The 13,980-nt window shown below is 73.4% G+C and carries 11 protein-coding genes; 4 read left to right on the top strand and 7 right to left on the bottom strand.

All coding sequences use genetic code 11. From position 1 onward, the window contains the following. The first annotated feature begins 157 nt into the window (after positions 1–157). Both ACIBQZ_RS11395 and ACIBQZ_RS11390 read left to right on the top strand, forming a co-directional pair. Entirely contained in the window at positions 158–709 is a 552-nt protein-coding gene (locus ACIBQZ_RS11395; protein WP_396088465.1) for a PadR family transcriptional regulator, read from the top strand. A 33-nt stretch (positions 710–742) separates the two neighbouring features. Further along, positions 743–2,464, top strand: coding sequence for an acyl-CoA dehydrogenase family protein (locus tag ACIBQZ_RS11390; protein WP_396088464.1), 1,722 nt, complete (start codon positions 743–745; stop codon positions 2,462–2,464). Positions 2,465–2,686: 222 nt separating this feature from the next. On the opposite strand, the gene ACIBQZ_RS11385 is transcribed toward ACIBQZ_RS11390, so the two are convergent. The 3 genes from ACIBQZ_RS11385 to ACIBQZ_RS11375 all read right to left on the bottom strand — a co-directional run bounded on the left by ACIBQZ_RS11385 (position 2,687) and on the right by ACIBQZ_RS11375 (position 4,805). After that, positions 2,687–3,499 carry an isocitrate lyase/phosphoenolpyruvate mutase family protein gene (locus ACIBQZ_RS11385; RefSeq protein ID WP_396088463.1) on the bottom strand — a complete coding sequence of 271 codons (813 nt, stop codon included), beginning with the start codon at positions 3,497–3,499 and terminating at the stop codon, positions 2,687–2,689. A 290-nt stretch (positions 3,500–3,789) separates the two neighbouring features. Continuing rightward, positions 3,790–4,233 (bottom strand): hypothetical protein, encoded by a 444-nt coding sequence (locus ACIBQZ_RS11380; protein ID WP_396088462.1) that lies wholly within the window; start codon positions 4,231–4,233, stop codon positions 3,790–3,792. Beyond that, positions 4,230–4,805 (bottom strand): hypothetical protein, encoded by a 576-nt coding sequence (locus ACIBQZ_RS11375; RefSeq protein ID WP_396088461.1) that lies wholly within the window; start codon positions 4,803–4,805, stop codon positions 4,230–4,232. The genes ACIBQZ_RS11380 and ACIBQZ_RS11375 overlap by 4 nt, the downstream gene beginning before the upstream one ends. Before the next feature lie 183 nt (positions 4,806–4,988). Here ACIBQZ_RS11375 and ACIBQZ_RS11370 point away from each other — a divergent pair, with 183 nt between their 5' ends. Both ACIBQZ_RS11370 and ACIBQZ_RS11365 read left to right on the top strand, forming a co-directional pair. Continuing rightward, entirely contained in the window at positions 4,989–8,063 is a 3,075-nt protein-coding gene (locus ACIBQZ_RS11370) for an FtsX-like permease family protein (RefSeq protein ID WP_396088460.1), read from the top strand. Then, the gene (locus ACIBQZ_RS11365; protein ID WP_396088459.1) at positions 8,053–9,705 is read left to right on the top strand and encodes an ATP-binding cassette domain-containing protein; all 1,653 of its coding nucleotides are present in this window, start codon (positions 8,053–8,055) and stop codon (positions 9,703–9,705) included. Before ACIBQZ_RS11370 ends, ACIBQZ_RS11365 begins: the two co-directional genes overlap by 11 nt. A gap of 13 nt (positions 9,706–9,718) precedes the next feature. Here the strand turns inward: ACIBQZ_RS11365 and ACIBQZ_RS11360 are convergent, their stop codons facing one another. The 4 genes from ACIBQZ_RS11360 to ACIBQZ_RS11345 form a co-directional block, all read right to left on the bottom strand. Then, on the bottom strand, positions 9,719–11,257 hold the full coding sequence (locus ACIBQZ_RS11360; protein ID WP_396088458.1) for an FG-GAP repeat domain-containing protein: 1,539 nt from the start codon (positions 11,255–11,257) through the stop codon (positions 9,719–9,721). A gap of 96 nt (positions 11,258–11,353) precedes the next feature. Then, a complete protein-coding gene (locus tag ACIBQZ_RS11355; protein WP_396088457.1) occupies positions 11,354–12,145 on the bottom strand; it encodes a hypothetical protein in 792 nt (263 codons plus the stop codon). Positions 12,146–12,234: 89 nt separating this feature from the next. Continuing rightward, positions 12,235–13,071 (bottom strand): carbohydrate ABC transporter permease, encoded by an 837-nt coding sequence (locus ACIBQZ_RS11350; RefSeq protein WP_396088456.1) that lies wholly within the window; start codon positions 13,069–13,071, stop codon positions 12,235–12,237. Position 13,072: 1 nt separating this feature from the next. Further along, entirely contained in the window at positions 13,073–13,978 is a 906-nt protein-coding gene (locus ACIBQZ_RS11345; protein ID WP_396088455.1) for a carbohydrate ABC transporter permease, read from the bottom strand. Positions 13,979–13,980 lie beyond the last annotated feature (2 nt).

Here is a 13,980-nt window from a genome sequence, read left to right as displayed (position 1 = left end):
GGCCGGCCGGGGCACCGGCGGCGGATCGACTACGTGTTCGTCGGTCCGAGCACACCCAGCCGCGGACCCGGGCCGGACCCGGATCACCGCCGCGCGACTGGTGGCCGACCTCGACGTGGCGGTTGCTATGCAACGAGTTGCATAGCAGGATGCTCCCATGGCCCTCGAACACGCGATCCTGGTCTCCCTGCTGGAGCAGCCCGGATCCGGATACGAGCTGGCCCGGCGCTTCGAACGCTCGATCGGCCGGTTCTGGACCGCGACCCACCAGCAGATCTACCGGGTGCTCAAGCGGATGGAGACCGACGGCTGGGTCACCGCGGAGGAGATCGGCCAGGGCGGCCGGCCCGACAAACGGTCCTACTCCGTGGCGGCGACCGGCCGGGCCGTCCTCACCGCGTGGCTGCGGGCGCCGGTGCAGCCCGAGGCGGTCCGGCACGAGCTGGCAGTCAAGATCCGCGGCGCGGCGTTCAACGACGCCGACGGGCGGACCGCGCTGCTCGCGGAGGTCGAGCGCTACCGCGCCACCCACGAGGCCACCCTCGGCCGCTACCTGACCGGCGAGCGCCGGGACTTCCCCGACGCCGACGCCCTCGACCTCCAGCAGCGGCTGCAACACACCGTGCTGCGCGGCGGCATCGCGTACGAGCGGATGGTGCTCGACTGGCTCGACGACGTCCTCACCACCCTCCGCGGCCTGGACCGCTGACCCGCACCCACCGGAGAGAAAGGGGACGCCGTCATGGCGGACTCGCTGCTGTTCAACCCGACGACGTACGACCCGGCGCACCTCGACCCGGAGAGCCGCCGGCTGCTGCGCGCCACCGTCGAGTTCTTCGAGAACCGCGGCAAGAAGGCCCTGATCGACAGCTACATCGACCGGGCCTGGTACGGCGACTTCCTGGACTTCGCCGCCAAGGAGGGCCTGTTCGCCACGTTCCTCACCCCGGCGGCCGACGGCGGCGGTGACCCGGCCAAGCGCTGGGACACCGCGCGCAACGCCGCGCTCAGCGAGATCCTCGGCTTCTACGGCCTCGGCTACTGGTACACCTGGCAGGTCACCGTGCTGGGCCTGGGCCCGGTGTGGCAGAGCGCCAACCAGGCGGCCAGGTCCCACGCCGCCCAGCTGCTCGCCGACGGCCACGTCATGGCGTTCGGCCTGTCCGAACGCGGCCACGGCGCCGACATCTACGCCACCGACATGATCCTCACCCCGGACGGCGCGGGCGGCTTCCGGGCGAACGGCACCAAGTACTACATCGGCAACGGCAACGTCGCCGGCCTGGTGTCGGTCTTCGGCCGCCGGGCCGACATCGACGGCCCCGACGGGTACGTGTTCTTCGCCGCGGACCGCCGGCACCCCGCGTACCACCTGGTCAAGAACGTGGTGAACGGCCAGATGTTCGTCAGCGAGTTCCGGCTGGCCGACTACCCGGTCCGCGACCAGGACGTGCTGCACACCGGCCGGGCCGCGTTCGACGCCGCGCTCAACACCGTCAACGTGGGCAAGTTCAACCTCTGCACCGCCGCCATCGGCATCTGCGAGCACGCGATGTACGAGGCCGTCACCCACGCCCACCGCCGCGTGCTGTACGGCAAGCCGGTCACGGACTTCCCGCACGTGCGCCGGGAACTGACCGACGCGTACGCCCGGCTGGTCGCGATGAAGCTGTTCAGCGACCGCGCCGTGGACTACCTGCGCTCCGCCGGCCCCGACGACCGCCGCTACCTGCTGTTCAACCCGATGACCAAGATGAAGGTCACCACCGAGGGCGAACGGGTCATCGACCTGCTCTGGGACGTGATCGCCGCGAAGGGCTTCGAGGCGGACACCTACTTCGACAAGGCCGCCAAGGACATCCGCGGCCTGCCGAAACTCGAGGGCACGGTGCACGTCAACCTGGCCCTGATCCTGAAGTTCATGCCGAACTACCTGTTCGCACCGACCGAGTTCCCGCCGGTGCCGCAACGCCACGACCCGGCCGACGACACGTTCCTGTTCCGCCAGGGCCCGGCCCGCGGCCTGGGCGCGATCCGCTTCCACGACTGGCGCACGGCCTACGACAACCACGCGGACCTGCCCAACGTCGCCCTCTTCCGCGACCAGGCCGACGGACTGTGCGCGCTGCTCCGCGCCCACGCCCCGGACGAGCAGCAGCAGCGTGACCTGGACTTCCTGCTGGCGCTGGGCCAGCTGTTCGCGCTGGTGGTCTACGGCCAGCTGATCCTGGAACAGGCCGAGCTGACCGGCCTGGACCGCGGCCTGCTGGACGAGATCTTCGCGATCCTGATCCAGGACTTCTCCGGGTACGCGACGGAACTGGCGGGCAAGGCGGCGGCAACGGAGGCCCAGACGGCCTGGGCGATCGCCCACATCCGCCGGCCGGTCTGGGAGGACTCTCGTACGGCGAACGTGTGGGAGCAGGTGGTGTCGCTCAGCGGGGCCTACGAGATGCAGCCCTGACCCGCTGCCATGGGCTCCCCGACCCGGCCTGGTCGCGTCCGTCCTGCACAGATCAAGCCCGGCCGGGTCAGGCGGGCCGGCTCTGATCAGCGGTGCCGGATCGGGCTGTCCCGCGCGATCAGTCATGCCGGGTCAGGCCGACCCTCACTGATCAACTGTGCCGGGTCGGGCGGGCCGGCCCTGATCAGCGGTGCCGGGTCGGGCGGGTCCCGCACGGATCAGCTAGGTGTCGATCCGGTTGATCGCGGCGGTGACCGACGCCTCGGCCTGCTCGGTGAGCGTCGCGAACGCGCCCAGCGGCAGCCGGTCGACCCGTTCGGCGTTCCCCTCCTCGAGAATCGCACGGTAGACGAGCGATGCCGCCCGCAGCGCGGCCAGCACGGCGGCAAGCGGATGCAGGACCAGCCGCACACCAAGGGCGGCCAGCTCGGCGTCGGTCAGCCGCGGACCGCCGGTCGCGGTCTCCGAGCGGCTGACCACCAGCGGCACGCCGGGCAGTGCGGCCCGCACCCGCCCGAGATCGTCCGCCTCGTCAGCGATGACCGGCAGCACCGCGTGCGCGCCGGCAGCCGCGTACGCCCGGCACCGTTCGACGGTCGCGCCCAGATCCCGCCCCCGGGCCTGCACGACGAGCGTGACCCCCGGCACCTGCCCGGCCATCGCGACGATCCGCGCAGCCGAACGGCCGGCGTCCTCCTCGTCGTCGAGGCACAGACCGCTGATCCCGGCCCGCTGATACGCCAGCGCGGTCCACACGGCGTGGTCCGGGCTGTCGTAGCCGATGTCCGCGTCGGCGAGCAGCGGCATGCCGCCGAGCGCCCGGACCAGTGTGGCCGCCCGGTCGGCGATCTGCGTGGCCGCGCCGAAGCCGAGATCGGGCCGGCCGAGCATGGTGGCCGCAATCGCCGCCCCGGACAGGTGCACGGCCCGATGCCCGGCCCGCACGGCAAGCGCGGCACTGGCCGGATCGTAGACGCCCGGCACATGCGTGACATGGTCGGCGACAAGCAGCGCCCGCAGATCGGCGGCGCTCATCCTCGGTGCTTCCCGGCTTCGCTCATGCCGCAGAGCATGACCGCTCCGCCCCGAACCCGCGACCCGAACCCGCGACCCGCGACCCGCCCGCCCGCCCGATCCAGCGAGCCCGGCCCGCGCGCGCTTGACCTCCGCGCGCGCCCCGGCGAGCCCGACCCACGCACGCCCAACCCCCCGCCCGACACGGCGAGCCCGACCCACGCACGCCCAACCCCCGCGCGACCCGGCGAGCCCGACCCGCGCACGCTCGGCCTCCGCCCGGCCGGCATTGCGCCCGGCGTGAGCTTCGCTCAGTTGCTCATCCGCTGCCTCCACAGTGTCCGCAGGGTGCCGACCGCGCCAGTCGTCGCGAGTGCCCACAGCACCAGCGCCGGCTGGAAGAGCAACCTGACCGCCCGGGCCGCGTCGGTGTTCAGGCCGAAGCCGTCCTTGTGTTCGGTGTACTGGGCGATGTTGCCCGGGAAGACCGCCACGAAGAACGCCGCCACCACCGCCCCGGTGATGCCGCGCGCGGGCTGCTTCCAGACGGCGAGCAGGGCCAGGCCGAGCAGGACCTCGACCACACCCGAGGCGACCACGACGAAGTCCGCGTCGAGGGGCATCCAGGACGGCACCTGGGCCAGGAACTCCTCGCGGGTGACCGTCAGGTGGGCGGTGCCGGCCAGGAGCAGGATCGCGCCCAGCAGGATCTGACCGACGGCACCAGCCGTTCGCCCGGCAGCGGTGGATGTCATGGCGCCTCTTCTCGTTGTCGCGGCCCGATCGCCGCGGCGGGGCGCCGCCGCCTGATCCGTCCCCACGGCTTCAGCACGCCCAGCACCGTGGCGATCGTCAAGGCGGTCAAGGATACGGCCGGCGGGAAGAACAGCGACGAGATCTCGTTCGGTGCCTCGCCCCCCGTGGTCAGACCGCGGCCGTACGCCGCGACGGCGTCCATGCCCGGCTCCAGGGCCACCACGATCAGCGTGCAGAGCACCAGGTTCAGGGCCAGCTTCACCGCCACCCACCAGTACCGGAGCAGACCCCATTTGGTGCACAGACCCAGCACCAGCCCGGTCGCCAGGCAGACCAGCCCGGACGTCAGCATCGGCCAGACCACGAACGCGGCCAGCGCGCGGTAGGCCAGAGCGCGGAGCTCGGGGTCCGTCGCGAACCGGCCCGTGCCGACCAGGACGGCGACCATCACGTCGATGCCGATCCAGGCCCCGCCCGCGATGATGTGCAGGATCAGCGTGGCCCGGCGCCACCGCCGGCCGAGGACGAAGACGGCGGCCTGCTGCGTGCGAGGCGCTACTGCTGACGTCATCTGTCGTTCCTTCCGCGGCGTCCGGTGCTTGCGGGCTTGACGATGCCGGATCGCGGGATGCCGCGGGTACGCCGAAAGGCGACTCATCTGCTGCGCCTTGGAGCGTATCCACCGGGGACGTGAGTTGTTATAGCGTCGGCAGCGCCGGCCGAGAACGGATCTTGGTTCGGCGGAAGGAGCTCCATGGCGTCCGATGTCGTCGCCGGTGAGCCGGTGGCGGTCACGCCAGGGCCGAAGACACCGGTGTCCCCACCTCGCCGCCGCCTGCGGCCCGATCGCCTCGCCGCGGCGGCGGTGCTCGGCGGGCTGCGGCAACGGGCCTGGTCGGCGCTGGTGTCGGCGGCGTTCCTGGTGCTGGCCGCCGCCTTCGCCGCGGGCCCGATGTTCGCCGAAGCGTCCGGCAACGCCGCCTTCCAGGACCGCCGCGATGCCGTCCCGGTCACCGCGCGCCAGGCCGACGCCGCGGTCGTCCGGCTGTCGGCGGACGTCGGCCCGGGCGCCGCCGGGCAGGATGCCGTCCTGACGGATCTGCGGGCGGTTCCCGGGCTGACCGAGCCCCGTCTGACCAGCGCCTCGATCGGTGCGGAGCTGACTTCCGGCGTGTTCTGGGAGTCCACGGCCGGGGTGGGCGACCGTCGGGAACGGGCCCGCCTGTTCGCCGTCGAGGCGCCGGAGACGGCGCTGGTGCCGGTCGGCGTCCCGGCGCGCGGGGACGGCCTGTGGCTGCCCGGCCCAGTGGCGACCGCGCTGGGTGTCCAGCCAGGTGACCGGATCGTCGTCACCGTCGCAGTGGGCAAGAGTGGCAAACGCCAGCAAGCCCCGGCGACAGTGCAGGGGATCTATGCCGTCGACGCCGACGGGCGGCTGCCGGCCGACGTGCCGGGCAGCCGCGCCTGGGCCCTCCGGGCCGGGGACACGCCCGGCGACACGGAGTACCGCACGCTGCCGGCGTACCTGATGATCGGTGACGTCTCGACGGTCGAGCGGATCGCCGCGGCCGTGGGTGACGACCTGCTCTGGTCGACCGAGGCGGAGCTGGCGCCCGGCGCGACCCTGGCCGGCGCGCGGCGCACCGCCGACGCCGTCGAGACGCTCCGCCGCGAGTACGCGTCCGCCCTGCCCGCCGAGGGCGACAGCCCACTGAACCTGCGCTTCGCCAGCGGCATCGGCCGGCTCGTCGCGGCGGCGCAGGCGACGACCAACACGGTGCGGCAGCGGACCCGGCCGGTGGAATGGGCGGCGGCCGCGGTCGGTCTGGCGTCGGTGCTGGCGGTGGCGCTGTTGTCGGTCCGCCGCCGGGAACGGGAACTGCGCCACGCCGTCGCGGTCGGGATGTCCCCGGTGACCGTGGGCGGGCTGTGGCTGGTCGAACATCTGCTGCCGGCACTGCTGGGCACGGTCCTCGGCTGGCTCGTCGCCTGGCAGCTCGTGGCCCGCCTGGGTCCGCCCGGGGCGCTCGCCCAGTCGCTGACGCCTGCGGCGCTGGCGGCAGCGGCGGGTGTGCTGGGTGGCCTGGTGACGGTGGCCGGCGTGAGCGCAGTGACGGCAGCCCACCGCGTCCGCCCCGCGCCGCCGGCCCATCCCCGGCGGGCCCTGCCGTGGGGTGCGCTGGTCGTCGTCGTCGCGCTGGTGACGGCCGTCGGACTCGCCGGTTCCGACGCGACCGCGGGTGCGGCGCGCGGGGTGGATCTGCTCGTACCGCTGCTCGTGCTGGCCGCCGCCGGGGTGATCGCCGGCTGGCTGCCCGGGCGCCTGGTAGGGCGGCCCGGCACCGGGCCGCCGACCTCCCGGGACCGGGCAGACGCCCAACTGACCCGCCGACGACCGGCGGCGCAACCCGACACCGAACCACCGACCTCCCGAGATCGGGCAGACGCCCAACTGACCCGCCGACGACCGGCGGCGCAACCCGACACCGAACCGCCGACCTCCCGAGATCAGGCAGGCGGCCGACTGACCCGCCGACGACAGGTGGGGCAGGCCGACGCCGGGCCGCCGACCTCCCGGGCCTGGGCGGTCGTCTGGCTGGCCCGGCGGCGGCTGGGCGGTGGCGGCGCCGAGCGCCGGCTCGCCGTTGTGGTCGTGACGGCGGGTCTGGGGATGCTTCTCTTCGCCCTGTCGGCGGTGCAGTCGACGGCCGTCACGACCGGTGACCGGGTGGCCGTGGCCGCGGGCGCCGAGGGGGTCGCCACGATCGAGGGTTCCTGGGAGCTCGACGACGCGGCGGCGCTCGTGCCGCCACCCGATCCGCTGGGCACTCAGCCCGACGGTCCGGTGCCGGGCGTGCGGACCCCGCCGCTGCCCGCGGGGAACACCGTGGTGTGGCGGGCCGACATCACCACCCCGCTCGACGACACGCAGCGTGACCTGCTGCTGATCGATCCCGGTCGGCTCCGGGACGTCGCGCTGTGGGGCCGTGGGGCCGACCTGACCGCGGCCCGGCGGGCCCTCGACGCCATCGACGCCGGTGCCACCGCGGCGGACGGGGTGATCCCGGTGATCGCCGTTGCCGATCCCGCCGCCGCGGGCCTCGACACGGTCCAGGTGACGCTGGGGTACGACAGCCGGACGCTGACGGTGGTCGCGCACGTGCCCGCGTTCCCCGGGCTGCGGGACCGTCCGATGTACGTCGTTCCCGCCGAGGCCGTGTTCGCCCGGCTCGGCGCCGCCGATCCTCGGCTCCGGCCGCGGAACGCCCTGGACCAGAACGCGCTCTTCGTGCAGACCTCCCTGTGGAGTGCGGGCGGCACCGCCGGGGTCGCGGCGGTGACCGGTCCGAAGGGCATCCGGCCCGAGCGGGTGGACACCGCCGCCACGCTGCGGCAGGGGGACGCGTACGTGGCGGCCGACCGGGCCCGTGGCTATGAGGTCGCGGTCGCCGGTTACCTGGCTCTGCTGGCCGCGCTGACGCTGTGCGTGTACGCCCAGCGCACCGCCGCGACCCGCCGCTCAGCCGACCTCATGCTGGCGCGCGTCGGGCTGGGCCGGGCGCGGGTGACGCGTGCCCGGGCGCAGGAGCTCGTGCTGCTGGCCACGGTGGCGTTCGGCGGGGCCGTGGCCGGCGTGGCCGTGCTCGCGCCGATCGGTGGGCGGCTGCTCGACGACCAGCCCGGCCTGCTTCCCCGGTTCGCCTTCCAGCAGTCGCCGGCCGCGCTGGCGGTGACGGCCGGGGTCGCCGTCGTGGCCACGGTTCTCGCCGTGGCACTGTCCACAGTGCGCTCGTCCAGCGCGGAGGAGGACGCCTACCGTGACGACTGATCGGGTCCCCCTGCTGGACGGCCGCGAGCTGCTCCAGCTGTATGCGGCGCCGACCGGGCCCACCCAGGCCCTGCGCGGTGTCGACGTCACCCTGCTCGGTGGCCGGATCACCGCCATCACCGGTCCCTCCGGCAGCGGCAAGTCCACCTTGCTCGCCGTGCTGGCGCTGCGGGAGCGACCCGCGGGCGGCGAGCTCCGGCACCGCGGTCGCCTGGTGTCCGGCCTGTCGCGGCGCCGGCTGCAACGGTTGCGGCGGCACGAGATCGGCTGGGTCGCCCAGCGCCCGACCCACAGCCTCTTCCCGCAGCTGGACGCGGGCGGGCAGATCGAGCAGATGGCCCGGCTGCGGGGCGTGCCCTGCGACGTGGCGGCGGCGCTCGCCGAGGTGGACCTGACAGCGCGCGCGACCGCCCGGCCGGCCACCATGTCCGGCGGTGAGCAGCAGCGCCTCGCGGTCGCCGCGGCCGGCGTGGGACCGCCGGCTCTGCTGATCGCCGATGAGCCGACCGCCGAGCTCGACGACGACTCCGCCGACCTGGTGCTGCGGCTGCTGCGCTCGTGCGCCGACCGCGGCAGCGCCGTCGTGATCGCCACCCACGACGCCCGGGCCATCGCGGTGGCCGACACGGTGCTGCGGCTGCGGCACGGCGTGCTGTCCGGGGAGCACCACGCCGGGCAGGCCCGCACCACGAGCATCGACGGCCTCGGCCGGCTCCAGCTGCCGGAGGAAGCGCTGGCGTTGTTCCCGGACGGCCGGGTCGTGGTCACTCTGACCGACGGCCACGTTCAGCTGCACCCGCCGGAAGGCCGGGACGGTCACATCGCACCGCACCCATCGCAGGACCGGGACACTCACCACACGCTGCACCCACCGGCGGGCCAGGACACTCACGAAACGCTGCACCCACCGGAAGGCCGCGACACCCCGCAACAAGCCGAACCCACCCCAGGACCAGGACACTCACCACACGCTGCACCCACCGGAAGGCCGGGAATGAGCGAGCCGCCGCAATCACCGCTGGTGCAGGTGCGCGGGGTGAGCCACATCCGCGGCACCGGGGCGGCCGCCACCCGGGTGCTGCACGACATCGACCTGGCGCTGGCCCCGGCCTCCCTGGTCGTGCTGGCCGGCCGGTCCGGCTCCGGGAAGTCGACGCTGTGCCATCTGGTCGCCGGGGTCATGGCGCCCAGCGCCGGCGAGGTTCTGGTGTCCGGGCGCCCGGCGCACCCCGTTCCCGATTGGCGCGACGTGTCGTTGCTGCCGCAGCGGCTGGCGCTCGAGCCGGAGCTCACCGTCGCCGAGAACGTTCTGCTTCCGGCCGGGTTGCGTGGGCTCGGCGGTGGCGCGGAGTTGCTCGACCGGTTGGGGCTCCGGCCGATCGCTGACCGGCCGGCGCGGGACACGTCGCTCGGCGAGCAGCAGCGCACCGCCCTGGCCCGTGCGCTGGTGCTCGGTCCTGCGGTTGCCGTCCTGGACGAGCCGACCGGGCATCAGGACGACGAACATGTTCACCTGGTTCTCGACGTGTTTTCCGCCGCGGTGCGTTCCGGCACGCTGGCCCTGGTGGCGACGCACGACCCGCGGGTGATCGGCATTGCCGACGTGGTGGTCCGGATGCGGTCGGGCCGGGTTGTCGTCTGACGCCCGGGGTGGGCTAACCCGCGAGGATCTGGGCTTGCGTGCGGCCGTCCGCGGTGCCCCACTTCTGCACCACCACGAGGTCGAGCCGGCCGTCCCGGTTCCAGTCCGTCACCGACAGGCTGTGCCGGTCGTCGGTCGAGACGTGCGCGGTGCTCGGCTTGCGCAGGAGCTTGCGGTACTGCGACGCGCCGTCGAGGACGCGCAGCACGGTCTTGTCGCTCTTCGCGCCCGACTTCTGCGTCACGACCAGGTCCAGGTACAGGTCGCCGTTCCAGTCGGCCACCGAGAACGTGTGCCGGGCGTCGGTCTTACCCAGTGGGGTGGCGCTCTCCTGCAGGTAGCGCTGGAAGTTCGAGGCGCCGTCGAGGACCCGGACCTCGGTGTGGCCGCTCGCCGTGCGGCACTTCTGCACCACGATCAGGTCGGGGCGGCCGTCGGCGTTCGGGTCGGCCACGGAGAACGCGTGGCAGGCGTCGGTCGGGCCCAGCACGGTGATCGACTCCTGCAGGTAGCGCTGCAGGTACGAGGCGCCGTCGAGCACGCGGACCTCGGTGCGGCCGCTCGCCGTGCCGGACTTCTGGGTCACCACCAGGTCCTGGCGGCCGTCGAAGTTCCAGTCGGTCATCGCGAACTCGGCCGGGGCGTCGGTGGAGACCAGCGGGGTGGCCGTGTCGAGCAGCAGGTGCTGGAACTTGTAGGCGCCGCTCACCACGCGCACCTCGGTCTTGCCGGTGGCCGTGCCGGACTGCTGCACCACGACCAGGTCGGCGTCCGCGTCGCCGTTCCAGTCGGCCAGCAGCACCTGGTGCTTGTCGTCGAAGGAGCCCGGCAGCCCGGGCACGGTCTTCAGCAGCGACTTGCTGAACGGGCCGGTCGCCTTCTTCGGCGTCGCCACCGCTGACTCCGGTGCCGCCACCACCGGCGCGACGCCCGAGCTGGTCCACAGCCGGCCGACGATCAGCCGTGCGTCGTTGGCCTCCGGCGCGTACGCGTCCGGGTAGCGGGAGACCTGCACCCGCTGGCTGATCTGGCCGATGTCGCCGCCCGTCCAGCTGTTGGCGGGGTAGCTGCGGAGCAGCTTGTTGAGGAACGCGTCGGTGGCGAAGGCGGGGTCGATCAGCTGCTCCGGCCGGCCCCAGCCCATCGACGGGCGCTGCTGGAACAGCCCGAGGCTGTCGTGATCGACGGCGAGTGTGTAGTTGTGCAGGGTGCTCTCGGCGATGGCGGTGGTCACCGCGATCACCGCTGCCCGGGCCGGCAGCCCGCGCCGCAGCACCTGCCGCACGATGGCCCGGGCGCACGAGATGTTGTAGCCGTTCACGGCCCGGCCGAGGCGCTGCCCGGTCATCGACGGCCGCAACCCGCCGGCGATCGCCTTGTCGGCCGCGGACACGCCGTCGGGCTGGCACGCGGTGCTCGGGATGGGCTTCGCGCGGGCCGCCACGACGGCCGGGTCCAGCCCCTCCGCGGCCTGGGCGGGGGCGGGCAGGCACAACGCTGCGACGGCGACGGCCGCGGTCAGCGCGACGCCGGACAGAGCTGGCAACCTCACGGCACATCCCCCGATTCGCCCATCGACAGCGACCTTAACCAATGAGGTACGGGATTGCCACCCGCCGTCCGCCTTGCCGGACTTGCCCGATCTTGGTCAGCGGATGGCCACGACCGTCTGGCTCCGGGGCTCCGCGTCGCCGCGGGTCGTCGTGAACGTCACGGTCTGCGGGCGGTGGAACCGGCAGATCCGTACGGCGGCCTCGTAGGTGCAGGTCACCGCGCCGGCCGGGCGTACCTGGAAGCCCTCGGGGCCGAGGTTCTCCACCCGGACGGTCCCGCTGGTCCGCATGCAGACCGCCCACGCGGACGGGCCGTCGTCCGCGGCGTTGATGGTCAGCGTCGCGCCGTGCGGCAGGCACGCCGGCGCCGGCTTCGGCGGGGACGAGGCCTTGATGATCCGTACGTCCAGGGTGCGGATCTGCGCGGCATCGGTGATCGTGAAGCGGACGGTTCCGGGGTGGAGCAGGCGGCATTGCCGGATGCCGGCCTCGTAGTGGCATTCGACCTTGTCCGCCGGGGCGACCGAGAAGCCCTCCGGTCCCAGGTTGGCGACCAGCACCACGCCGCCGACGGTCAGGCAGAGCGGCTGCCACGGCGGCCCGGTGTCCGCGGCGTCGACGCGGTGGATGACCGCGCCCTGGCAGACGGGCCGGGCCGGCGGCCGGGAGGTGCGCGGCGCCGCCACCGGCACCGCCGCGACGGGCGGTGCGGCGGCTGTCGGATTCCCGACGGCAGGAGGCGCGCCGCCAGCGAGCTGGGCAGGAGGCGCGCCGCCGGCGGGCTGAGCCGGGGGCGCGGCCGCGCCGGTGGTGGTGCAGGCCGCCACCGCGGCCAGGGTGGTCAGGGCGAGCGCGACCGGGCCGAGGCGCCGGAGAGGACGGATCATCACGAGCGGACTCCTTGGGGCTGTGCGAGCGTTTGACCGGTTGGTCCCCGCCGGAGCCGGTTTGGTTCGGCCCCCGGTCTGCCGATTTCTCAGGGCAGTTGGCCGGCCGCCAGCCCGCTCTGCACCTGGCGGTGGAAGGCCAGGTAGCCGAGCAGCACCGGGAGCATCGCGATGGTCATGCCGGCGAACAACCCGCTGTAGTCCCCGCGGTAGCCCTCGCTCACCGCGAGCGCGGTCAGGCCCTGCGCCAGCACCCAGCGCCGCTCGGCGTCCGGACCCTGCAGGAGCACGATCGGCAGCACGTACTGGTTCCACTGCCAGAGGAAGGTGAAGATGCCCACGCTGACCAGGCCGGGGCGGGCCATCGGCAGCATCACCCGGAAGAACAGGCCGAAGTGCCCGCAGCCGTCGACCAGCGCGGCCTCGGCGACCGACGTGGGCAGGGTCCGGAAGAACGCGGTCAGGAAGAACACCGCGAACGGCAGCGAGTACGCCGCGTACACCAGGGTCAGGCCCGGCAGCGTGCCGAGCAGGCCGAGGTTGCGCACCACGAAGAAGAGCGGCACCAGCGCCAGGAAGACCGGGAACATCATCCCGCCGACGAACGCCAGGTACACGATCCGCCGGCCGCGGAACCGGTAACGGGCCAGCACGTACGCGGCCATCGCGCCGAGCAGCATGGTGAGGGTCAGCGCGCCGGTCACCACGATCGCGCTGTTCAGGAAGTACCGGCCGAGGTGGGCCTCGGTCCAGGCCCGGCCCCAGTTGTCCCAGCGGATCCGCGACGGCAGGCCCCACGGGTCGGTGAGGATCTCGGTGTCGCTCTTGAACGAGCTGAGCACCGCCCACAGCAGCGGCAGCGTGGTCAGCACCGCCCAGCCGGCCAGGAAGCCGTGCGTCAGCACCGGGATCCGCGGCCGGGCCACCCTAGCGCTCCACCCGGTCGCGCCGGGTCACCCGGAGGAACAGCACCGCCACCGACAGCGTCAGGAAGAACATCGCCACGCCGATCGCCGAGGCGTAGCCGAACTGCGCATCGGTGAACGCCGTCTTGTACAGCCGCAGACCGACCACATCGGAGGAGAAGCCGGGGCCGCCGTCGCTGACGATCTGCACCACGGCGAAGCCGTCGATCGCCAGGACGGCCAGGTACACCCAGGCCACCTGGATGGTGTCCCAGAGCAGCGGGATCGTCACCCGGACCAGGGTGGTCGCCCGGTCGGCGCCGTCGAGCAGGGCCGCCTCGTAGATGTCCCGCGGGATCGCCTGCATCGCCGCGCCGAACAGCACCACGTAGAAGCCGACGTTGCTCCACAGCAGCACCACCGCGACGCACCAGAACGAGAACCGCGGGTCACCCAGCCACGGCCGGGCGAGCGCGTCGAGCCCGGCCGCGCGCAGGGCACCGTTGACGAGCCCGGTGTGCGGCGCGTACATCTCCTTCCACAACACGCCGATGATCGCCACCGACAGCACCTGCGGGAAGAAGTAGACGATGCGGTAGGCGGCGGCGCCGCGTACCGCGTGCACGCCCGGCCGGTCCCGCCGGCCGCCGACGCTGAGCATCGAGGCGAGGAAGAGGCCGAGCAGGATCGCCGCGACCGGCAGCAGCACCAGCAGCACCGCGTTGTGCCGCAGGGCGTTCCAGAAGTACCCGTCGCCGAGCAGGCGGCGGAAGTTGTCCAGGCCGACGAACTCGTACTCCGGGGACAGCCCGCCCCAGTCCGTCGCCGAGATCGGGAAGGCCTGCGCGTAGGGCGACACCACGAAGATGCCGTACAGCAGCAGCGGCGGGAGCAGGAAGACGACGATGAACAGCCGCTTGCCGCGCACCG

Origin of the sequence: Actinoplanes sp. NPDC049599, assembly GCF_044465625.1 — a bacterium.
Taxonomy (GTDB): Bacteria; Actinomycetota; Actinomycetes; order Mycobacteriales; family Micromonosporaceae; genus Actinoplanes.
This window is presented reverse-complemented; position numbering and strand designations above follow the sequence as displayed.